20 protein-coding genes are annotated in these 20523 nt (G+C 50.6%); 9 read left to right on the top strand and 11 right to left on the bottom strand.

The genetic code is table 11. The features are described 5' to 3' along the window. Positions 1–98 precede the first annotated feature (98 nt). Positions 99–770, top strand: coding sequence for a tRNA (adenosine(37)-N6)-threonylcarbamoyltransferase complex dimerization subunit type 1 TsaB (gene tsaB, locus ACO6UY_RS11585; protein WP_422489994.1), 672 nt, complete (start codon positions 99–101; stop codon positions 768–770). Positions 771–787: 17 nt separating this feature from the next. Continuing rightward, positions 788–1591, top strand: a complete 804-nt coding sequence (locus ACO6UY_RS11580) for an undecaprenyl-diphosphate phosphatase (RefSeq protein WP_422489992.1) — start codon at positions 788–790, stop codon at positions 1589–1591. Positions 1592–1640: 49 nt separating this feature from the next. On the opposite strand, the gene ACO6UY_RS11575 is transcribed toward ACO6UY_RS11580, so the two are convergent. Continuing rightward, positions 1641–2048: a hemerythrin domain-containing protein gene (locus ACO6UY_RS11575; RefSeq protein WP_422450178.1), complete on the bottom strand. Its 408-nt coding sequence runs from the start codon at positions 2046–2048 to the stop codon at positions 1641–1643. A 272-nt stretch (positions 2049–2320) separates the two neighbouring features. On the opposite strand from ACO6UY_RS11575, the gene ACO6UY_RS11570 reads away from it, so the two are divergent. Further along, positions 2321–3802, top strand: coding sequence for an alanine/glycine:cation symporter family protein (locus ACO6UY_RS11570; RefSeq protein ID WP_422462485.1), 1482 nt, complete (start codon positions 2321–2323; stop codon positions 3800–3802). A gap of 524 nt (positions 3803–4326) precedes the next feature. Continuing rightward, entirely contained in the window at positions 4327–5799 is a 1473-nt protein-coding gene (locus ACO6UY_RS11565) for an alanine/glycine:cation symporter family protein (RefSeq protein ID WP_422450180.1), read from the top strand. A 341-nt stretch (positions 5800–6140) separates the two neighbouring features. On the opposite strand, the gene ACO6UY_RS11560 is transcribed toward ACO6UY_RS11565, so the two are convergent. Together ACO6UY_RS11560 and ACO6UY_RS11555 are read right to left on the bottom strand one after the other, a co-directional pair. Next, positions 6141–7394: a hypothetical protein gene (locus ACO6UY_RS11560; protein ID WP_422489990.1), complete on the bottom strand. Its 1254-nt coding sequence runs from the start codon at positions 7392–7394 to the stop codon at positions 6141–6143. Positions 7395–7622: 228 nt separating this feature from the next. After that, complete coding sequence (locus ACO6UY_RS11555) at positions 7623–8369, bottom strand: hypothetical protein (RefSeq protein WP_422450182.1); 747 nt, start codon at positions 8367–8369, stop codon at positions 7623–7625. Here ACO6UY_RS11555 and ACO6UY_RS11550 point away from each other — a divergent pair. The 3 genes from ACO6UY_RS11550 to dxs all read left to right on the top strand — a co-directional run bounded on the left by ACO6UY_RS11550 (position 8368) and on the right by dxs (position 11625). Then, positions 8368–8640 carry an exodeoxyribonuclease VII small subunit gene (locus tag ACO6UY_RS11550; RefSeq protein WP_422450183.1) on the top strand — a complete coding sequence of 91 codons (273 nt, stop codon included), beginning with the start codon at positions 8368–8370 and terminating at the stop codon, positions 8638–8640. The two genes, ACO6UY_RS11555 and ACO6UY_RS11550, sit on opposite strands and share 2 nt — an antisense overlap. Before the next feature lie 2 nt (positions 8641–8642). Further along, positions 8643–9554, top strand: coding sequence for a polyprenyl synthetase family protein (locus ACO6UY_RS11545; RefSeq protein WP_422489988.1), 912 nt, complete (start codon positions 8643–8645; stop codon positions 9552–9554). Between the two features lie 145 nt (positions 9555–9699). Continuing rightward, complete coding sequence (gene dxs / locus ACO6UY_RS11540) at positions 9700–11625, top strand: 1-deoxy-D-xylulose-5-phosphate synthase (RefSeq protein WP_422450559.1); 1926 nt, start codon at positions 9700–9702, stop codon at positions 11623–11625. 355 nt (positions 11626–11980) lie between these two features. Here the strand turns inward: dxs and ribA are convergent, their stop codons facing one another. From ribA to ribBA, 6 genes are all read right to left on the bottom strand, one after another. Then, on the bottom strand, positions 11981–12574 hold the full coding sequence (gene ribA, locus ACO6UY_RS11535) for a GTP cyclohydrolase II (RefSeq protein WP_101748396.1): 594 nt from the start codon (positions 12572–12574) through the stop codon (positions 11981–11983). A gap of 114 nt (positions 12575–12688) precedes the next feature. After that, positions 12689–13321, bottom strand: a complete 633-nt coding sequence (locus ACO6UY_RS11530) for a retropepsin-like aspartic protease family protein (protein ID WP_422450185.1) — start codon at positions 13319–13321, stop codon at positions 12689–12691. Positions 13322–13397: 76 nt separating this feature from the next. After that, on the bottom strand, positions 13398–13910 hold the full coding sequence (locus ACO6UY_RS11525; RefSeq protein WP_422489986.1) for a phosphatidylglycerophosphatase A: 513 nt from the start codon (positions 13908–13910) through the stop codon (positions 13398–13400). A gap of 22 nt (positions 13911–13932) precedes the next feature. After that, positions 13933–14922 (bottom strand): thiamine-phosphate kinase, encoded by a 990-nt coding sequence (thiL, locus tag ACO6UY_RS11520; RefSeq protein ID WP_422450187.1) that lies wholly within the window; start codon positions 14920–14922, stop codon positions 13933–13935. 72 nt (positions 14923–14994) lie between these two features. Next, a complete protein-coding gene (gene nusB / locus ACO6UY_RS11515; protein WP_422450560.1) occupies positions 14995–15480 on the bottom strand; it encodes a transcription antitermination factor NusB in 486 nt (161 codons plus the stop codon). A 613-nt stretch (positions 15481–16093) separates the two neighbouring features. Next, positions 16094–17212 (bottom strand): bifunctional 3,4-dihydroxy-2-butanone-4-phosphate synthase/GTP cyclohydrolase II, encoded by a 1119-nt coding sequence (gene ribBA, locus ACO6UY_RS11510; protein ID WP_422450188.1) that lies wholly within the window; start codon positions 17210–17212, stop codon positions 16094–16096. Positions 17213–17428: 216 nt separating this feature from the next. Here ribBA and ACO6UY_RS11505 point away from each other — a divergent pair, with 216 nt between their 5' ends. Both ACO6UY_RS11505 and ACO6UY_RS11500 read left to right on the top strand, forming a co-directional pair. Next, the gene (locus ACO6UY_RS11505) at positions 17429–17830 is read left to right on the top strand and encodes a hypothetical protein (protein WP_422466979.1); all 402 of its coding nucleotides are present in this window, start codon (positions 17429–17431) and stop codon (positions 17828–17830) included. Between the two features lie 46 nt (positions 17831–17876). After that, positions 17877–18800 (top strand): hypothetical protein, encoded by a 924-nt coding sequence (locus ACO6UY_RS11500; protein WP_422489984.1) that lies wholly within the window; start codon positions 17877–17879, stop codon positions 18798–18800. Positions 18801–18850: 50 nt separating this feature from the next. Here the strand turns inward: ACO6UY_RS11500 and ribD are convergent, their stop codons facing one another. Both ribD and ACO6UY_RS11490 read right to left on the bottom strand, forming a co-directional pair. After that, a complete protein-coding gene (gene ribD, locus ACO6UY_RS11495; protein ID WP_422450190.1) occupies positions 18851–19987 on the bottom strand; it encodes a bifunctional diaminohydroxyphosphoribosylaminopyrimidine deaminase/5-amino-6-(5-phosphoribosylamino)uracil reductase RibD in 1137 nt (378 codons plus the stop codon). Positions 19988–20001: 14 nt separating this feature from the next. Then, on the bottom strand, positions 20002–20523 hold the full coding sequence (locus tag ACO6UY_RS11490) for a HugZ family protein (RefSeq protein ID WP_422450191.1): 522 nt from the start codon (positions 20521–20523) through the stop codon (positions 20002–20004).

The following is a 20523-nucleotide window of genomic DNA, read 5'->3' as shown; positions in this document are numbered from 1 at the left end:
TTTGTAATGACTGAAAATACGGTTGTAATGAACTGCCGGTCTTTTCAAAATAGCCCCCTGGCCATGTTGCTGACTCACCAAAACAGTAAAGACTCCCCATGAAACTGCTTGCTCTTGATACCGCAACGGAAGCCTGTTCTGTTGCCCTTAACCTTGATGGCGAAGTGATTGAACGCTTTGAGCTGACTCCCCGCCGACACAGCCGTGATCTGCTGCCAATGGTTGAAGACGTTCTGGCTCAGGTCGGCTTAAGCCTTAAGCAGCTGGATGCCCTGGCCTTTGGCCGGGGGCCTGGGGCATTTACCGGCCTCAGGGTGGCGACCGCCATGGTTCAGGGGTTGGCGTTTGCGGTTGATCTGCCGGTGGTTCCGGTCTCGACGCTGGCTGCTCTGGCTCAGCAGGGGCTCAGGGAGCACAAGGCAGCAAAAGTGTTGAGTGCCATTGATGCCAGAATGGATGAGGTCTACTGGGGTGCGTTTTCCGAGTCGGATGGCTTAATGGTACCGGTTGCTGCGGAAATCGTGACCCTGCCAGAAAATGTTGTGGTACCGGTTATGGATGGGTACTGGTTCGGGATGGGCACTGGCTGGGCATTCAGGCATCGACTGTCGGCCACCGTGGTTGATTGTCAGATTGAAGCCTGGCCCAGGGCCCATGATATAGCCCTGCTCGCTGCTGCCGACTTTAAACGGGGTAAAGGGCTGCCTGCGGAGCAGGCCATGCCGGTTTACCTTCGGGATAAGGTAGCTCTGAAAAAATCAGAACGTTAAGACAAGGACGGATCGTTATGGACACTCTACAGACCATTATCCTGGCGCTGATCCAGGGCATTACCGAATTTCTTCCAATCTCCAGCTCGGGTCACCTGATTTTGCCCGCTCAGCTGCTTGGCTGGACGGACCAGGGGCTGGCATTTGATGTCGCTGTGCACATTGGTACGCTGGCTGCCGTCATTGCCTATTTCTGGAAAGACCTCTTTGCCATTGCCCGTGACTGGCTGGGCTCTCTGGTGGGGAAGGGCGCTACCGTTAACAGCCGTCTTGGCTGGTATCTGATTTTTGCCACATTGCCCGCCGTGGTATTTGGTCTGGTCCTGAAAAAAATGGGTCTGGATGAGGCGATGCGGACCGTTGCGGTTATTGCCGGTACCACCCTGATTTTTGGTGCCCTGCTGGGGTGGGCAGATCTGAAAGGCAAGCGTATTCAACCCCTGGAGCAGATGTCTTTCAGGCAGGCGATGCTGATTGGCCTTGCCCAGGCGCTGGCGCTGATCCCGGGCACATCCCGTTCTGGTATTACCATGACGGCCGCGTTAATGATGGGCTTTACCCGTGATGCGGCTGCCCGGTTCTCGTTCCTGCTGTCAATTCCTGTGATTCTGGGGGCGGGTAGCCTGTTGATGCTGGATCTGGCAGAAAGCACGGTGCCGGTGGACTGGCAGAAACTGTCCCTTGGAACCCTGGTGTCGGCTGTCAGTGCCTGGCTCTGTGTGCATTTCTTCCTGGCATTTATCAACCGTATCGGGCTTATGCCATTTGTCATCTATCGGATGGTTCTGGGTGTGGTGCTGCTTGGGTTTGTATTCTTCTAGAAGGGAATAATGATCGGCTGAAAACCAGCCGATCATTTAACTGCCGGTTTCAGACACCTTTGATTCTATCGTAAGTCTTGTAGAGAATCGCTTCTTCCTTGGTGATTCGCTTGCTCAATGCCTTGATGATGTTGTTGCAGTCCTGCTGAAAGTTTTCGTTGGTATTATCACCATTTTCATACAGGGCGAAAAAAACCATCACGTCGGCAGAAATCTTATCCATATCCAGCGCATAGTCAGTCAGGGTAGACTTCAGGCTGTCATCGTTCTCAGCGGCTTCCCGCAATACCGGATACAGGTACTTATCTTCTTTGTTTAAGTGGGCCAGCAGCATTTTTTTTGCGGAAAGTATCAAATTTCGACCTTGCTGGTTGTCAACACCCACTTCACGTGCTTGTAAAAGCAGGTCACTGATTTGCACGTGTTCACTTTTGAATTCCCGGATTAACTGAGACATTTGTGTTCACTCCCTGAACATAACGGTTTCTAATATTTTAGGGCGATATTACTACATTCGTCTCAAACCGTTAATTATTAACCGTTTTGAGTGGCTGGCCCACCTTCAGGCTCTGCTTCGACCTCTATTGCCCGGGCAGCCCACTGGCCATTGATAAACAAAGGCATTGTTTATTTTTTGTCTTTTTGGGCAGTTTTTACCCTGCAAAATCCCCCTTTGTGTCAAAAATCCTCTGCTATTCTTGTTTGGTGTGAAAAATCATTGGGGCTCAAATGAGTACGATCTTTTTAGAAATTACGACCTTCATTTGGGAATATTTACTGATCTATCTGCTGCTGAGTGCTGGTGTTTACTTCACTGTCAGAAGCCGATTTGTCCAGTTTCGTTATTTTTTTCACGCATGGAAGCTGACGCTGGGGTCTCGAAAGACATCAGGTAATGAAATCTCTTCTTTTCAGGCCCTTTGTACCAGCCTGGCTGCACACGTGGGTACTGGTAACCTGGCCGGGGTTGCCATTGCTATCTTTATCGGTGGCCCCGGTGCGGTGTTCTGGATGTGGATCGTTGCCCTGCTGGGAATGGCCTCCAGTTTTGTAGAGAACACGCTGGCGCAGCTCTATAAAACCAACAATAAAGATGGAACTTTTCGTGGTGGCCCTGCTTACTATATAGAGAAGGCACTTGGCCTGCGCTGGCTGGGTATTTTATTTTCAGTTCTCTTGTTAACGACCTTCGGGTTTGTCTTCAATGCGGTCCATGCTAACTCGGTATCCCAGGCGGTTTCCGGTCATATGGCGATAAGTCCGGTATTGGTCGGCCTGGTCATTGCCGGTGTGACCGCTGTGATTATTTTCAGAGGGATCCACTCGATTGTTCATTTTGCAGAGTTAGTGGTTCCGGTAATGGCAATGGCTTATCTGCTGATTGCTTTTGGTGTTGTCGCTTTTCATTTGAATGAAATGCCTGCCGTTATCACGTTGATTTTTGACAGTGCATTTGGTCTGCATTCAGCCGCAGGTGGTGCTATTGGTTATTCCGTAGCACAGGCCATGATGCAAGGAATCAAGCGAGGCCTGTTTTCCAATGAGGCTGGTATGGGCAGTGGTCCCAATGCTGCTGCAACTGCGACACCCAAACCAAACCATCCGGCGGCTCAGGGCATTGTGTCGATGATCAGCGTGTTTATCGATACCATTGTGATCTGTACAGCGACCGCAGCCATTGTGCTGCTATCCGACCAGCTGGGATCAGGCGGTACCTTCAATGGTATCCAGCTGACTCAGGCTGCGCTCGCTGGTATTGTCGGTGGCTGGGGGCAGTGGTTTATTTCCATTGCTGTCATCTTTTTTGGTTTTACATCGGTGATTGCCAATTATTACTATGGTGAGTCAAATCTTCTGTTTATCCGTAACAGTCCCCGTTTATTGCAGGTTTATCGATCTGTTGTCGTATTTCTGGTCTTTCTTGGTTCAATCGCATCCCTCGAGATGGTATGGATGGTTGCTGACCTTGCCATGGGGCTGATGGCACTGATTAATCTTGTGATCATCCTGTTGCTCAGTGGCCCGGTTATGCGGGTATTGAGGGATTACGATTTACAGTCAGGATCCGGCCGATCCCCTGAGTTTAACCGCATTCGTTTTCCTTTTCTGGATCGAACGATTGATAAGGATGTCTGGGTTCATAAACCTGAATCTGAGGACTCACTCGAACGCATTGGTAATGCCAATTTTCAGGAGACGAAGTCCTGTTAGCAAAAGTTGAAACGTTGATGTTGGTTGATCTTTATCAGGTATTGCTTATTTGAGGAATGTTGTTGACAAGGTAGTCTTTTACATTGCCTCGTGTTATCTGAAATTAAACAATGAAAGATTATTATCAATAGTGTCATTTAATTGATAATTGGTGTGTTCATTATTTGTTTCCTGATGAAAAAGCCTGTTTTGTAGTTTGCTATTTTGAAATGGTGGGGCTTCCTGATTGTTTAAGAAATGTTTTATTTTACCGTAAGGGTATTCTAAATTTTTGTTCAGGCTTTCAATTGCATCAGTTGTTATTTGTACGTGTTGGTGATCGTTTTATGCGTATTTTTGTGGTTTGTTATTTGGCCTGAATTGGACATAGGATGTGTTGTTGTTAAAGGGTTCCAGGAAGTTTTTAAAGGATTTCCATTGTTTGATTGGTAGGTGTTTATACTTATCATTCAAGGTTTATTCCCTAATGTTATAAATCTTAATTTGAAATAAAAATCGAGAATACACAATGCGCCGGAAATTTTATGAATAACTTAATAGACTCCATCAATGGTCTGCTTTGGGGCAGCATTCTTATGTACCTGCTTATGGGGGCAGGTCTGCTTTTCACGGTAAAAACCCGCTTTGTTCAAATTCGTCGGTTTACTCTGGCAATGAAAACCATGCTGGGCAGCCGTGCGACTGATTGTTCTACTCATGTCTCTCCGTTTCAGGCGTTTTGTACAAGTCTTGCTGCACGGATAGGTACTGGCAACATAGCGGGTGTCGCGGTTGCCATCACTATGGGTGGGCCTGGTGCTGTTTTCTGGATGTGGCTGATTGCGGTTCTGGGTATGTCCACCAGTCTTGCCGAGAATATTCTTGCCCAGCTTTATAAGACCAATAACGGTGATGGTACTTATCGAGGTGGCCCGGCTTATTACATTGAGAAAGCCCTTGGGCAGCGCTGGCTGGGTATTATCTTCTCCATCTCCCTGATTATTGCGTTTGGCTTTGCCTTTAACAGTGTGCAGTCTAACTCCATTGCAGCAGCATTCAGTGGCTACGAAATTCCAACGGAAGCTATTGGTATGGGGCTGGCAATGGTGAGTGCCCTGGTCATCTTCGGTGGTATTCGCTCCATTGCCAAAGTGGCAGAGATGGTCGTCCCGATCATGGCTTTTGGCTATCTGGGTGTGGCCCTGGTGGTGGTATTTATGAATATCACAGAGCTGCCGGCGGTCTTCAGCCTGATTATCAAGAGCGCTTTTGGTCTTGATAGTGCTGTCGGTGGTGGAGCGGGTTACGCGGTATCCCAGGCGATGCAGCAGGGCATCAAGCGTGGTTTGTTCTCCAATGAAGCGGGTATGGGTAGTGCCCCTAACGCAGCGGCAACCGCACACTCGAATCATCCTGCCAACCAGGGCATGATGGGGATGCTGGGTGTATTTATGGATACGATCATTGTCTGTACTGCGACCGCTTCTATTATCCTGATGTCCGGCGTAATGGACGGTTCTGGTGTAACAGGTATCGAGTTGACGCAGCTGGCTCTGGAAAGCCAGGTGGGGCCGGTCGGTAAGCACATGGTAGCTGCGGCTATTCTGTTGTTTGCTTTCAGTTCGATCATTGCCAATTACTACTATGGTGAATCAAACCTGCGCTTTATCATGGACAAGAATTGGCTGGTAAACGTTTACCGTATTGCTGTACTGGGTATGGTGATCTGGGGGGCAAGCAGCAGCCTGCCAACAGTGTGGGCTTTTGCTGATGCTTCCATGGGGATCATGGCACTGATTAACCTGACGGCTATTCTGATGCTTTCTGGTATTGTTGTTCAGGTTCTGAAGGACTTCGATGATCAGGTGGCATCCGGTGTGACACCGGTATTCAATCGTCGCAAGTTCCCATTCCTTGATAAAACCATGGACGCAGACGTATGGACCGAGCACAGCTCAGGTCCGGTTGAAAACTCTGAGAAGGCAAAAGTTAAACGCACTGCGGCACCAGACGTTTAATTCTGACTTGGCTGAAATCAGTGAAGGCCACTTTTTCAGTGGCCTTTTTTTATCCTAAGGAGTTGTCTGGAAATAACTTCCCTATTTTCATTGCCTGACTCCGTTCGGACTGAGTGCAAGCTTGTCGAAGTTCGGTGGCACGACCCTTCGATACTTCGACAATTTTAGCACTCAAGGTGAACGGAAATCGGGAACTTATTAAAAGACAATTCCTAAATACCGCCGTTTGACCTTCGTTTGACCTTCAAATGATTATCAGGTTCAAAATTTCAGGATCAAGACTGAACGATCCTGATTGTGGGGGAGACACGGCAAAAGTTGAAAACTGTCGCTTCATAAAATTATGCAAGATGATTGTTGTTCAACTGACTTTTCTTCCACTTCAGTCGAATATAAAAATCGTCTCTTTCAGCCAACCAGCCGCCACGTTCAAAGTCCCTGCCAACCTCATCTGCACAGATCGCCTGGCGATTTAATGGCAGGCCGTTCAGGCAGCATTCCGCTTTGAAACGCACCAGCGCCAGCATTGCTTTCGCTGCCGTATAATCCTTGACCACATCATCCGGTGTGATCTCTTGGCCAGTCAACGGCGGTTGCCTCAGGCAACATGCCGCTTTGAAGTGCGCCATCTCAAGTTTGCCTCTCGCGCTATTCGGAAAAGCACTAAGCACATCGCCCGTTCTGAGCTGTTGGCCTCTGAACGGCATACGCCTCAGGCAACATTGCCCTATGAAGCGCGCTATCTCCAGTTGGCTTCCCGGACTATTCTGGAAAGCCCTGGTCACCATGTGTGGTAAGACCGGATTACCCAATGGCAGGCCTCTTAAGCAACATCCTTGCTTAAAGAACGCTATCTCCAGTTTGCCTTCCGGGCTATCCGGGAAAGTCTCAAGCACCTCTTTCAGTGAGATCCGCCGGCCGTGAGGCGGCGGTTCCCTCAGGTAACACTGTGCCTTGAAGATGGCCATCTCAAGTTTGCCTTCCGGACTATCCGGGAAAGCCTCGATCACAGCTTCCGGTGAAACCTGTCGGCCATGCAGCAGCAGTTCCTTCAGGCAACATTGAGCTTTGAAGAGCGCCATCTCAAGTCTGCCTTTCGGAGTATTCGGGAAAGCTTCGACCACAGCTTCCGTTGAGACCTTCTGGCCATGCAGCGGCATTTTTTTCAGGCAACAACGCGCTTTGAAGAACGCTAACCTCTCTTTGCCTTCCGTGCTATCCGGGAACGCCTCGACCACAGCTTCCGTTGAGACCTTCTGGCCATTCAGCGGCATGCCCCTGATGCAACAATTCGCTTTGAAGCGCGCTATCCCCAGTTTGCTTTCCGGCCTGTCCGGGAAAGCATTAACCACTTCATCTGGTGTGAGCTGAAGGTCATTCCATAGCAGGCCCCTCAGGTAACATTTCGCTTTGTTGTCCGCTCTTTCAAAAAGCAACAATGACATGCTTTTATCGCTGACCAACATTTTTTTAATAACATAGTCTGATCGAAGGCACGACACATGACGTGTATGAGTCGCACTGAAATGAACAAAATCAAAAAAAGATAAATTACTGGCAATGAGAACCAGTAGTTCATCAGGAAGTTTGTTCAAATAACAGCTATCAGGTTGGCAATGTACTTCTTTTACGGTTCTGATACCAAAAAACGCAAATGGAATTGACGAGTCAGGGGTTTGGGGATCAAGAATGTACGACTGTACTCGGGGTGATACAGCAGGGGCTGGAAACATAATATAGATCCTTGTTCACCTTTTTTTCTATGAGCCCGGAGTCTGAAAAAAGTTCCACTCATGACCGGCTTGATCCAGCCCTGAAACGTTTCAAGGCAGGGCTGGATCAAGCCGGTTGTGGATGGTTCGGATAAATAACCGGGCATCTGTAAGCTCAAGATCTGCAAGGGACAACGCCAGGTGGTTTTTGCTGCCATCGGTTATCAATCGCAGGCCGTCAAAGTTCAGCTCACCAAGCGTGCTTGGGATCCGCAGTCGAATCAGGCCATTGTGCCTGAATTCAATCGTTGACAAATCAGGGTTGAATTCAAGTGTGTCAGCGGAGCCTGCTATCAGCAGAGGCTTGAGCAGAGTTTCCAGCGTGCTATCAACCGGCTCCGCATGTTCTTTCGCAAGCAGTGGGTAAACCGGAGTGAGCAGAGCCATTGACAGGGAGGCGGATAAACGCAGCTGGCTCTGGCTGGAAAGTGCCCTGCGCAGTTGCCATCGTGACAGCATGCGCTGTTCTATCAGGTACTCTCCAAGCAGCTGCTCATGGCTTGCTGACTGGTGAATGGCGGCATCAAGCTGCTCTGGAGAGATATATCCTTTTTTTATCAGGATCTGGCCCAGCATTGAGTTGTGGTAAACTGCCTGCCGTTTTTGTTCTTCCATCATTAAAGTCCATGATCTTGCCGGGGCATTGCTTTCAATATCGGCCAACGGGATAATGGTTTGATCATTGCGGATGGTCGAAAGCGGTTGGTCAAACCAGTGCGAAAATCGTTTTCGCCAACTATTCTCGTCATGGCTCGTTGATAACGTGCCATGAATGTTTTCTTCAACAGGCTCATTCATGTCAAAAAATACCGTGGATACTGAGAGCTTTGCCTTTGAGCAGTCTTTGGTGGAGCTGGAGACATTGGTCCAGAAAATGGAGTCCGGCGACTTGAGCCTGGAAGAATCTCTGAAAGCCTTTGAACAGGGCATTAAACTGACCCGTGGCTGCCAGAAAGCATTGACCGATGCCGAGCAGAAAGTTCAGCAGCTGCTTGTGCAAAATGGTGAACTGACCACAGAGCCATTTGCTGCTGACGGTGCAGAGCCTTCAGCAGATAGAGGGCTGTGAAGATGGCAAGCCCTGTGCCGCTTTCAAAATTTATCGAGCAGTGTCGTTTACAGGTGGATCAGGCGCTCACTGAAGTCCTGCCTGATGACAGTAAGGTCAGCCCCCTGCTGCTGGAAGCGATGCGATACAGTGTTTTTAATGGTGGCAAAAGAGTGCGACCAACGCTGGTCTATGCTGCCTGTCATGCTTTGGGTGGGGATGTTAAGCAGGCCAACCCTGCCGCCTGTGCTGTGGAATTAATCCATGCCTACTCACTGGTTCATGATGATTTGCCGGCAATGGATGATGATGACCTGCGCAGGGGCAAGCCAACCTGTCACAAGGCATACGATGAGGCAACTGCGATTCTGGTAGGCGATACGCTGCAGAGTCAGGCCTTTGAGGTGTTGGGCAATGCCCGTTTATGTCCTGATTCAACCCTGACTGACAGTGTTCGATTGCAGCTGGTGACGATCCTCAGCCAGGCGTCGGGACTGGCTGGCATGGCCGGTGGTCAGGCGATGGACCAGTGCGCCGCAGGGACGGAGCTGAACCAGCAGCAGCTTGAGTTGATGCATACCCATAAAACCGGTGCTCTGATTCGGGCCGGTGTCCGTATGGGAGCATTGTGTGCCAGGCCGTTGCAGGGTGAGGAGTTGCAGTCACTGGATCATTATGCAAGAGCCATCGGTCTTGCCTTCCAGGTTCGGGACGATATTCTGGACGTTATTGCTGATACGGAGACGCTGGGCAAGCTTCAGGGAGCAGATATGGCTCTGGACAAACCAACGTATGTTTCCCTGATGGGGCTGGAGGCAGCGAAAGCTTATGCCAGAGAGCTTCACCATGCTGCGATCAGCGCCCTTTCCGGATTCGACCATCGTGCTGATTTTCTTCGCCAGATTGCCGATTACATCATTCGAAGAAGCTATTAGTGTTGTAGGTGGCTTCAGGAATCCAACCTATCTGATTTGTCAATTCTACGGGCTAGGCTGCACAACAAGATTGTGCGATGCTATTCCAGTCAGGTTGGGTGTACAATGCCAGCCAGCGGATCATCCCAGACGTTATTACGAGCACATGTTTCACGAGATACCCAAGACACTGCCTGATACTCCTTTACTGGATCAGGTAAATAACCCGGAACAGCTTCGCGCACTTGAAGAATCCCGTCTGCCACAACTGGCCCGGGAGCTGCGGGAGTTTTTATTGTATTCCGTTGGGCGGACAGGGGGGCATTTTGGTGCCGGGCTTGGTGTAGTGGAGCTGACCATTGCGCTGCACTATATGTTTAACACTCCGGAAGATCGTTTGGTCTGGGATGTGGGTCACCAGGCTTATCCGCATAAAATTCTGACGGGGCGCAGGGACAGAATGTCATCCCTGAGACAAAAGGATGGCCTCGCCGCTTTCCCGAAAAGAGATGAAAGTGAGTTCGATACGTTTGGTGTCGGGCATTCCAGTACGTCTATCAGTGCGGCGCTTGGCATGGCCATTGCCGCCCGGGCTAAAGGTGAAAAGAGGCGCGCTGTTGCAGTGATTGGCGATGGCTCCATGACGGCGGGTATGGCCTATGAAGCCATGAATCACGCAGCGGATGTAAAGGCCAATATGCTGGTGATTCTTAATGATAACGATATGTCCATTTCCAGAAGTGTTGGCGGGCTCTCCAACTATCTGGCCAAAATACTTGCCAGCCGGACTTACCACCATATTCGTGAAGGCAGTAAAAAGGTTCTGAATGTTATTCCCCATGCCTGGGAGCTGGCAAGACGAACCGAAGAACACGTCAAGGGAATGGTGGTTCCCGGAACGTTGTTTGAAGAGATGGGGTTCAACTATATCGGCCCTATTGATGGTCATGACCTGCCCATGCTGGTTCATACCCTGAGAAATATGAGAGACCTGGAGGGCCCTCAGTTTTTGCATGTGGTGACTCAGAAGGGGAAAGGGTTTAATCCGGCCGAGCAGGATCCGATTGGTTACCATGCCATTACCAAGCTGGAGCCACAGGCAACAGAGAATCTGAAGACGGTTGCCCCCAGAAAGCCCAAATACGCCAATGTTTTTGGACAGTGGTTGTATGATATGGCCGCAGCGGATGAGCGGTTGATGGGTATTACGCCGGCAATGAAAGAAGGCTCTGACCTGATTCGTTTTGCGGATCACTTTCCGGAGCGTTACTTCGATGCGGCGATTGCTGAACAGCACTGTGTCACCCTGGCGGCAGGCATGGCCTGTGAAGGCCTCAAGCCCGTTGTTGCGATCTACTCGACATTCCTGCAGCGTGCTTATGATCAGCTGATTCATGATGTCGCAGTGCAGAATCTGGATGTGCTGTTTGCCATCGATCGTGCCGGCATGGTGGGGGAAGATGGCCCAACCCACGGTGGCTGCTACGACATTGCCTATCTGCGTTGTATCCCCGATATGCTGGTGATGACGCCGGGTGATGAAAATGAAACCCGGCAGCTGTTGTCTACAGGTTTTCTTTATAAAGGGCCGGCATCGGTTCGTTATCCCCGGGGAACAGGACCAGGTGCTGAGATTTGCCTTGATCTTGCGCCTTTGCCTGTTGGTAAGGGGGAAATTCGTCGTAAAGGAAGCCGGGTAGCGCTGCTGGTGTTTGGCACCTTACTGGGGAATGCCCTGGCAGCTGCTGAGTCGCTGGATGCCACGGTTGCCAATATGCGGTTTGTTAAACCTCTGGATGAAGCGCTGGTCAAAGAGCTTGCTGCTAACCATGAGTTGTTGGTGACCCTGGAAGAAGGGTGTATTGCCGGTGGTGCGGGCTCAGGCGTGATGGAATATCTGCAGAAGCAGGAAATTACTGTGCCGGTGCTGAACCTTGGTATTCCTGATACTTACATTGAAGCGGCGAGCCATAAGGAGCAGTTGGCTCAGTGCGGGCTGGATCAGGAGGGCATTATTCGTTCGGTTCGTGACCGGATGGAGCGGATAGAGCGGAAGTCATTTCACCTTGGCAAAACGGCTACTCCGGCTTAGGAGCTGTCCTGAAATAATTTCCACATTTCTGGGTTTCAAAACTACGTTCGTCCTGAGCCTGTCGAAGGGCGTGAACTCCGGCCTCATGTATTGTGCCAATCACCCTTCGACAAGCTTGTATGTTTAACCTGTCTCTGATTACTTGTATAAGTGCAGAGACGGGGTGAGGGGCATCGACTGCTTACTGCCTTCAGGACAGACTGACTCAGGATGAACGGAGATCGAGTTCAAAATGTGGAAATTATTTCGGGGCATTCCTTAGGGGGGTTACCCTGAACAACTGTCTTTCACACGACAAAGTCGAGATGAAAAAAAGGGAGCCAGCTGGCTCCCTTTTTGATGTTATTGGATTTGTTCAGGCCATGTTATACATGTGCCCCAGCTTCCACACTTTAGTGGCCAGATAACGCTCGTTGTGAGGGTTTTGACCGGTCTGGTGCGGGATTCTTTCGGCAACCTGAATGCCCAGGTTGGTAAGGGATTCAACTTTGCGTGGATTGTTGGTCATCAGTTTCAGGCTGGAAACGCCAAGATGATCAAGCATGGTTTTGCACATGTCATACTTGCGCATATCCGGCTCAAAACCCAGTTCTTCGTTTGCCTGAACCGTATCCATGCCGCTGTCCTGAAGGTGATAGGCGCGAACCTTGTTCAGCAGACCAATGCCACGGCCTTCCTGGCGGAGATAAAGCAATACTCCCCGGCCTTCTTCAGCAATGCGCTCCAGGGCCGCCTGAAGCTGCGGGCCGCAGTCGCAGCGCATGCTGAACAGTGCATCACCCGTCAGACATTCGGAATGAACCCTGGCAAGTACCGGTCCCCCCTGACTGACATTCCCCATGGTTAATGCCAGATGCTCCTTGCCCGTACCACTGTCTTCGAAGCCATACATGATGAATTCGCCATAGGGCGTGGGTAAGCGAGACTCTGCAACAAAACTAACAGACACTCACTGCTCCTTATGTAGTTCGTGACCGGATTGTATCAGTCTGTGAGGCGTCAGGCGAGTATGGTAATAAGGCAGAAAAATAGAGAGAACTACCGGCTGACCCGGAACAATGGGTTAGTAATTTGCCTCAATCTGCATGACTCCACGATGCTCTGACAGTTTGACGTGTTTAAGAAAGCTCATGCCCAGTAATACGATATCAGGGTAGGAGCCTTCGATAACGGTTGCTTCTACGTGATTTACCCGAATGTTGCCTAGAATCACGCTCGATAAATTTACCTGGTAACCATCAACAAGATCGCTGGCGGTTGCTACTTTAATTGGGTTTCCTGCCTGATAATCGATGCCCAGACGTTTGGCGTCCAGTGAGTTAATGGCTAAAACATTAGCACCAGTGTCCACCAGAACATCAATGGCGCGGTCATTAATCCGTCCCCGGGTGATGTATTGTCCCCGGTTATTTCGGGATATTTTGATGATGGCTTGCTCAGGCTGTTGAATGCCACCGTTCATATCCCGGCTCATCTGGTAGGTTGCAGCTTTGCCATTGACTTCCAGGGTGGCACTGGTGCTGGTCGCTTTCAGCAGTTTTACGCCTGCCACCGATTTTCCATCTGTAGCCAGTAAATGCCGCTGACCGTCGATGATAACCAGTGCTTTATTGGAAAAAAGACCAACAACGTTGATATTGCTGGCATAGCTGTGGGTGCTTATGGCCAGGGCCAGAAGAAAGGTTGACAGTCTCATGATGTATTCTTTTCTTATACTTATTGCTTTTGATGATATCAGAGGCTTAAGCCAGGTTAACAATCTCTATGTAGGGTTATGTGAGAACTTCCTTCAGATAGACATAGTGAATGGCCTGCAGGCATAAAAATGCAAAGACGCCTGCCACCAGGTCATCAACCATAATGCCCATACCGCCGTGAACTTTTTTATCCAGCCAGCTGATCGGCCAGGGCTTCCAGATATCAAACAGCCTGAACAGGACAAAGCCCAGAAGAATCCAGGGCCATCCTGCCGGGGCAGCAATCATGGTTATCCAGAAGCCGCAGAATTCATCCCAGACGATCGCTGGATGGTCATGCACCCCCAGATCTTTTGCGGTCCGCCCGCAGAGCCAGAAACCCACCACGGAAGCGACAACTATAACCCCAAGGTATGTCCAGAGACTTAATCCCTGCAGTAGCAGGTAAAAGAACATGGCGGCAATGGTGCCGAAGGTACCGGGCGCTTTAGGAGCCAGCCCGCTGCCGCAGCCAAAGGCAAGAAAGTGAACAGGATTTTTCCAGCAGGTTTCTCTTGGTGCTATGCCTTGTCTGGTAGAGAGCGTCATGGGCTTTATATTCTTTCAGAAATCAAAAATGAGTGTAGGCTTTTTTGCTGAGCAGGTTGCCCTGTGGGTCTCTGATTATTCCAGACTCATCATTAATCTGGCCAATACAGGTAATGCGACAGCCATCTGAGAGTTTTGCTGGCAGCGTCTGAGCCAGGTGGCGGGGAATCGTGAAACAGAGTTCGTAATCGTCACCACCGGTCATGGCCAGGGTGAGGGCGGTATCCTGGTCATGGCAACGGCCAAGGGCCGCAGACCTGGGAACCAGATCGGGCTCGATTTCTGCGCCCACGTTGCTGGCTTCGAGGATATGGCCAAGATCACCCAGCAGCCCATCGGAAATATCCAGGGCCGAGGTAGCACCTGCCTGGCGCAGCCATTGCCCGGCGAATAGACGGGGGGATGGATACCAATAGCGATGTAACAGGTATTTCAGGCTTTCATCACCGCAGGTTTCCGGTGTCTCGCCGCTCAACACAGAAGGCAGAGCCCCGGCTGCATCACCCAGGGTGCCGGTAATACAGATAAGATCACCGGGCCGGGCACCACTGCGTAACAGGGCCTGTCCTTTGGGGACCAGCCCCTGGACCTGTAGCGAGAGGGTCAGTGGTCCTTTTGTGGTATCTCCACCAATCAGCGGGATTTTAAATCGCTGGGCAAGCTGGGCAAGACCTTCAGAGAACTCTTTCAGCCAGAGCTCGGAAACTCTGGGCAGGGTCAGGCCGAGGGTAAAACTGTGCGGATCTGCCCCCATGGCGGCAAGATCACTGAGGCTGACGGCCAGGGCACGGTAACCAAGGGCGAAAGGATCGCACTCACCGGGAAAGTGAACCCCTTCCACCAGAGTGTCCAGTGACTGGGCAAGCTGCATATCCGGGGGGATGTCAAAGAGCGCACAGTCATCACCAATGCCAAGAATGCTGCTGGTATATTGCCCTTGAATCTGTGCGATCTCAGGGCGAGCAAAATAGCGTTTGATCAGCTCGAATTCACCCATTACACCAGTGGCCATAAATCCCCGTTACATGGTCAAGTCGTCTTCTGTGCCTGACATCCGTCACGGCGTAAGCAGCTTATAATCAGCCTATTTTTTCCGGTAGGCTTGCACTTCCTCAGAACGCAGGCGTGGTGCCAGCTTGTCGAGGATGCCGTTAATATAGCGATGGGAGTCCTGGGCACCAAAGCGCTTGACCAGTTCAATGGCTTCATTGATCACCACCCGGTAAGGAACATCCTTCCGGTTGATCAGTTCAAAGCAGCCGATGCGCAGGGCTGACAGCTCCACCGGGTCAAGCTGGCTCAATGGGCGGTCCAGTACGGCGGTCATCGCTTCATCAAGCTGGTTGGTTTGATTGGGCACACCATGAATGATGGCACTGAAATAGTCGGCATCCACTTTGCTGAAATCGTTGTCCGTGCGGAATTGCGCTTCAATCTGGTTCAGTGGTGATTTGGCAATTTGCCACTGATACAGTGCCTGAAGGGCCAGCTGTCGTGCTCTTCTGCGAGCCGACGGGTTAAGCCGGTCTGCGCTCTTCTTTTGAACGGGGTTGCCTTGTGGGTTATTCATTGGCGAGGTGCTCACCTCAAGCCTCCAGATTCTATAAAAGGGATATCATTTGAAAGGCACAGGCCTTTCCGCCCTTGCTGCCAGATTTTGTCGGCCACCAGGTTTGTTACCGTCAGAGCATCAAGGGGAAGCACTTCATCTTCCAGATTAACCTGAGACGGCTTTTAAACACATTCGTTAGCAACGCAATCAAAGTGCGGTGTACCACCAGAAGGTGAACCAACCAAATAGTAATAGCAAAGGCAACTTCTGTATTAGGGCCTGTTGACGTTTCGTTGCGTGCTCAGGCTCAGAAAGGCGTCAGATGCGCGAAAGACTTGTGCAGCGCGTAGTTATCCTACGCCAAGCAAGTCTGACAAAGCAGATGGCGCCTTTCTGAGCCACCCTTCGGGCGTATCAGGGCGCCCCTATGACTTCGTTGCGGCATTTTGAAAGGCAACCAGCCTTCCTGCAATGCCGCGCCTCGTCATAGGAGCGCCCTGATACGCTGAGCACGCAACGAAACGTCAACAGGCCCTAAATACAGATGAACGATATCCGATCAGTTTACATGATCGGGTAACGTTCATTGTGATTTTTTTACGCTATTGAGGGGCTATTTCCTTCGGATGAGTTACTCACCAAATGGCAGATACTCCACAACTTCCAGGTCAAACCCGGAAAGAGCCGCAAAGCGGATGGGCGAGCTTAACAGGCGCATCTTGCCAACGCCCAGGTCGCGCAAAATCTGTGAGCCGGTGCCAATGGCCTGGTAGGCTCTGGACATCCCATCGGAAGACGAACGCTCATTGGCATCAACAAAGCGCTCCAAGGCCATTCCCAAGTCCTGGTGGCTGCCGGAATCCAGCAGTACCACAACCCCGCAGCCTTCTTCGGCGACCCTGGCCATGGCTTTATGCAGAGACCAGCTGGTGCGGGTAGCGTCACTGTGGGCTGCCAGCAGGTCACGGAACGGTTCCATGGCATGAACACGAACCATGGTTGGTGAGTCCGGCGTGATATAGCCTTTGCTGAGCGCCAGGTGTTTGCAGTCGCTGATGCTGTCCTGGTAAACCGAAAGATCAAACTGGCCAAAGTCGGTATTAATGACCCGTTGCTCAACCTTTTCTACGGTTTTTTCATGGACAATCCGGTAGTGGATCAGGTCGGCAATAGTACCGATTCTCAGGTCGTGCTTTTCTGCAAACGCTTCCAGGTCAGGGCGACGGGCCATTGAGCCATCTTCATTCATGATCTCAATAATGGCGGCTGCCGGTGTCAGTCCTGCCAGACGGGCAAGATCACAACCGGCTTCGGTGTGGCCAGCGCGGCTCAATACCCCGCCGGGTCTGGCACGAAGTGGGAAAATATGACCTGGCTGGACAATGTCGGCCGGGCGTGAAAGTGGGTCAACCGCCGTTAAAATGGTTCTGGCCCGGTCCTGAGCGGAAATACCCGTGGTCACCCCTTCTGCCGCTTCAATGGATACGGTGAATGGTGTGCCATAGCCAGACTGGTTGTCCGAAACCCCCACCATTGGTGGAAGGCCAAGGAAATCACAACGATCGCCGGTCAGTGTCAGGCACAGCAGCCCCCTGGCCTCACGGGTCATAAAGTTAACAATTTCCGGGGTGATTTTCTCCGCAGCGATGATCAGATCACCTTCGTTTTCACGGTCTTCATCATCCATCAGTATGACCGGCTTACCGAGGCGAATGTCCTCTAGAAGTTCTTCGATGGAGTTCAGCTGCATAATGTCCCTCTGATAACCGGTGGTTTCCGGTACGATTTCTTATCAGCTATAAGCGAAAAAATGTGTGGCGGCTATTTTACTCTTTTCGTCAGGGGTTAAAAGCGGTTTGTGGGGAATCTGTGCTTTGTTGTGATTTGCCTGTAATGTTTCTGGACGTATTAATGCTGTTTATCTGGCTGGTCACTATTCAATGGAATGATAAAGGGACTAATTATAATGTTTGGAAATGCATCGGATGTATTAAAGTCTTCTGCTGACGTTCTTGAAAATTGGAACAGTGAAGGTAACCACAGCCGCTGGCGATCCCTGGATATGCAAAAGGTGAATACGTCAGATGGACGACTGGTTTATAAGCTGGAGGTCAAGGAAGGTTTTTTTTCTTATCTGGTCAATCATGTCAAATGTTTCCTCCTCGCACCCCATTACAGGAAAACCATGGAGGAAGCGCTCCAGGCACCCACCATAGAGAAAAGCATAAAGGAGCGGTATGTTGCAGGGGTTAACAAGGGGGGGGGTGCCCTTTGTGAGTCACATACCATATCAGCAATCATTGCCAGCAATCGAGGGTGGCCAGAATGCAAATCGTCAGACAACCGGATCGACAGAGTCAGGCGATGATTCAGGTTATGAAACGGCCAGTAATCTGAGTGACATTCCTGACCCATTGGATGTAGATGACACGGAGCGTGTATATAGGCTTCCTGATGAAGCGCAGGATGAAGGTTATTCTGAGAGCCCTGTGAGCCATAACCATGCTGACGTATTTAATGATGATCTCCAGCAAGCAATAGAGCAGAGCATGGTGACTGAGGTCACGGATCAGTTGAGACGTGCTGACCGAGACCGGGAGGCCAGTGAGCTGTCAGAAGCTATACGTCGTAGCCTGGCTACTGCAACTGATGAGAATGATCCCGCTTTGGCCCGGGCGTTAGCGCTCAGCAGAAAGTCGCAGATACAGGATGAGCAAATGCGTAGTGACAGAGAGCGAGCAGATGTGGCAAAGGCTATTCAGCGTAGCCTGGACTCAGGCACTTCAAAGATTACTGAAAGTGATCCCGCTATGACGCAGGGTCTCGCTTCAAGTAAAGAATCGGACGCCGTTCGACGAGCAAAAGCTATCCGGAAAGAGCGAAAGGCGGCAGCCATACTCGAGAAATACCACCGGAAGTTTGTTAAGACGGTTCGCGATGGCAATTGTTTTTATGATGGTATGTCCAAAATTAGACGTGATGCCAGCATCACGGAATTAAGACAAAAATCCTACGATGAGGGAAAAAGGTGCCTGGATGGTAATGGTAAGCTGGAGTTTCACCCGGCACTCACTTCTTTATTTAAAAAACAAATTGAAAATTTAAAGGAGTCTTATAATTATGCCAAACAGATTGATCTTCGTCTGATGGCGTGTACACAAAATTGCAGGATCATTGTTTGCGATCTTGATGAAACGGTAATCAACGTTCTTGGCTCTAAAGGTGAGCTTGAAGAGTATCCAAAAAAAACATTGTCTGAAGTCATGGGGCAATACCCTGAGGCAGAATTATTTGTGTACGATGAAGAAGGCAAGCACTACATGACAGGCGAGAGATAGCTGTGTTGTGACGGCAGGCTTGCTTTTCATCTTTTGTTGGGAGCAGCTCATCAAGACAATGGTCGCGCTGTGATTTTCCAGTCATTACCTATTGCCCGGATATCCTTGATGACCAGCTCTTTTTTTTCAGACATGCTTTGCAGTGGTATGTTCAATAGGGGTCTTGCTGCTGAGCCCATCAGAATCGGAGCCATGAATACCACCAGCTCATCAATCAGGTTTTCAGCCATCATACTGCCAGCCAGTTGAGCGCCGGTTTCCAGTAGCACCTCGTTACACTCCCTGCGTCCCAGTTCTGCTAACACTGCCGGGAGGTTTACTCTGCCAGCCGTTTGGTCTTCGGCATTATCTAAAACCAGCACTTCTGCACCCGCTTGCTCCAGCTGGGCTTTTTTCTCAGGGCAGCATGGTGAGGTGGTAACGATCAGGCAATGCCCGGGGCCTGAAATAACTTTGGCATCAACGGGCGTTTGCAGTGTGGAGTCCAGAACCACCCGCAGAGGCTGGCGTTTGCAGATCGCTTCTGCATTGGCCAAACCCAGTTCATCGGGGCGAACCGTCAGTGACGAGTTGTCGTGAAGGATCGAACCTACCCCGGTGATAATTGCACAACTCTGTGCCCTGAGTTTTTGCACTTCACTGCGTGCCTTGGGGCCGGTAATCCATTGGGATTCACCGCTGGCCATGGCGGTTCTGCCATCCAGGCTCATGGCCAGTTTTGCTCTGACCAGTGGCATGCCCGTCGACATGCGCTTGAGAAAACCTTCATTCAGGGCCCGGGCATCATCGGCAAGAACACCGGATTGGATTTCTATCCCTGCTTGCTGAAGCAGGGCCATGCCTTTACCGGATACGGCCGGGTTGTCATCCTTTATTGCCGCAACCACCCGTGCGACACCGGCAGCCTTGAGGGCTTCTGCACAGGGCGGTGTTTTGCCAAAATGGCTGCAAGGCTCCAGGGTTACATAGGCTGTGGCACCTTTGGCCTTTGTGCCAGCCATGCGTAGTGCATGCACTTCGGCGTGAGGTTCTCCTGCCTTTTCGTGCCAGCCTTCTCCAACAATATGACCGTTGACGTCTACAATTAAACAGCCAACTCTCGGGTTGGGCATGGTTGTATACCAACCTGAGCGAGCCAGCTCGATAGCCTTAGCCATAAAGCCACTGTCTATCGCTTCTTGGGTCATTGGAACCTCGGTTATTACTTTTTCTTATCGATAACAATATGGCTGAAAGAGCCATCCGCATTGATTTTGAAAGCTTTGCCAAAACCAACGGTATACTGGCCATTTTCAGGCGTCAGGGCAAAGAGGTGAAAGTCCGGCAGATTGCGCAAGACTTCCACCGTATTGCCAAATTTTTCCTGAATCAGGTCCAGCCAGTGGTCACAGCGTTCGGTGCCTCTTGCCAGCTCATCGGCCTGGCAGTGGAAAAAGGCGCGCTCGCGGGCAAACAGGTTTTTGGTTTCTGACTCAGGGGCTGCAAACAGGATTGAGCACACAGGGTTAGCCAGCAGATTGGGAGTGTGGTGAGTCAGCTCGCTGACGAATATATAAAAAGTACCGTCTTCCCCCCGCAGGTAGGGAGTGTAGCTGATTTCCGGTCTCCCTTGTGGAGAAAGTGTGGAAAGCGTTAACGTTTGATGGCTGTTTACCAGCTTCTCGCAGCGTTCAGCGATGGCCGCAAGTTCTTCACCTTCTATAACTGCTACTTTCTTGCTCAT

It is taken from the genome of Endozoicomonas sp. ALE010 (assembly GCF_049310165.1).
Classification (GTDB): Bacteria; Pseudomonadota; Gammaproteobacteria; order Pseudomonadales; family Endozoicomonadaceae; genus Endozoicomonas.
The sequence above is the reverse complement of the archived record's forward strand: the minus strand, read 5'-3'. Positions and strand labels throughout refer to the sequence as shown.

What these genes read in the sequence shown, in the direction of transcription:
- ACO6UY_RS11490 (WP_422450191.1), bottom strand. Translation starts at nt 20,523, where the DNA reads ATGAGCAAGAAAGTAGCAGTTATAGAAGGTGAAGAACTTGCGGCCATC.
- tsaB (WP_422489994.1), top strand. Translation starts at nt 99, where the DNA reads ATGAAACTGCTTGCTCTTGATACCGCAACGGAAGCCTGTTCTGTTGCC.
- ACO6UY_RS11505 (WP_422466979.1), top strand. Translation starts at nt 17,429, where the DNA reads ATGTTTGGAAATGCATCGGATGTATTAAAGTCTTCTGCTGACGTTCTT.
- ACO6UY_RS11525 (WP_422489986.1), bottom strand. Translation starts at nt 13,910, where the DNA reads ATGACGCTCTCTACCAGACAAGGCATAGCACCAAGAGAAACCTGCTGG.
- ACO6UY_RS11550 (WP_422450183.1), top strand. Translation starts at nt 8,368, where the DNA reads ATGTCAAAAAATACCGTGGATACTGAGAGCTTTGCCTTTGAGCAGTCT.
- ACO6UY_RS11570 (WP_422462485.1), top strand. Translation starts at nt 2,321, where the DNA reads ATGAGTACGATCTTTTTAGAAATTACGACCTTCATTTGGGAATATTTA.
- ACO6UY_RS11555 (WP_422450182.1), bottom strand. Translation starts at nt 8,369, where the DNA reads ATGAATGAGCCTGTTGAAGAAAACATTCATGGCACGTTATCAACGAGC.
- ACO6UY_RS11530 (WP_422450185.1), bottom strand. Translation starts at nt 13,321, where the DNA reads ATGAGACTGTCAACCTTTCTTCTGGCCCTGGCCATAAGCACCCACAGC.
- dxs (WP_422450559.1), top strand. Translation starts at nt 9,700, where the DNA reads ATGTTTCACGAGATACCCAAGACACTGCCTGATACTCCTTTACTGGAT.
- ACO6UY_RS11545 (WP_422489988.1), top strand. Translation starts at nt 8,643, where the DNA reads ATGGCAAGCCCTGTGCCGCTTTCAAAATTTATCGAGCAGTGTCGTTTA.
- ribBA (WP_422450188.1), bottom strand. Translation starts at nt 17,212, where the DNA reads ATGCAGCTGAACTCCATCGAAGAACTTCTAGAGGACATTCGCCTCGGT.
- ACO6UY_RS11575 (WP_422450178.1), bottom strand. Translation starts at nt 2,048, where the DNA reads ATGTCTCAGTTAATCCGGGAATTCAAAAGTGAACACGTGCAAATCAGT.
- nusB (WP_422450560.1), bottom strand. Translation starts at nt 15,480, where the DNA reads ATGAATAACCCACAAGGCAACCCCGTTCAAAAGAAGAGCGCAGACCGG.
- ACO6UY_RS11565 (WP_422450180.1), top strand. Translation starts at nt 4,327, where the DNA reads ATGAATAACTTAATAGACTCCATCAATGGTCTGCTTTGGGGCAGCATT.
- thiL (WP_422450187.1), bottom strand. Translation starts at nt 14,922, where the DNA reads ATGGCCACTGGTGTAATGGGTGAATTCGAGCTGATCAAACGCTATTTT.
- ACO6UY_RS11580 (WP_422489992.1), top strand. Translation starts at nt 788, where the DNA reads ATGGACACTCTACAGACCATTATCCTGGCGCTGATCCAGGGCATTACC.
- ribD (WP_422450190.1), bottom strand. Translation starts at nt 19,987, where the DNA reads ATGACCCAAGAAGCGATAGACAGTGGCTTTATGGCTAAGGCTATCGAG.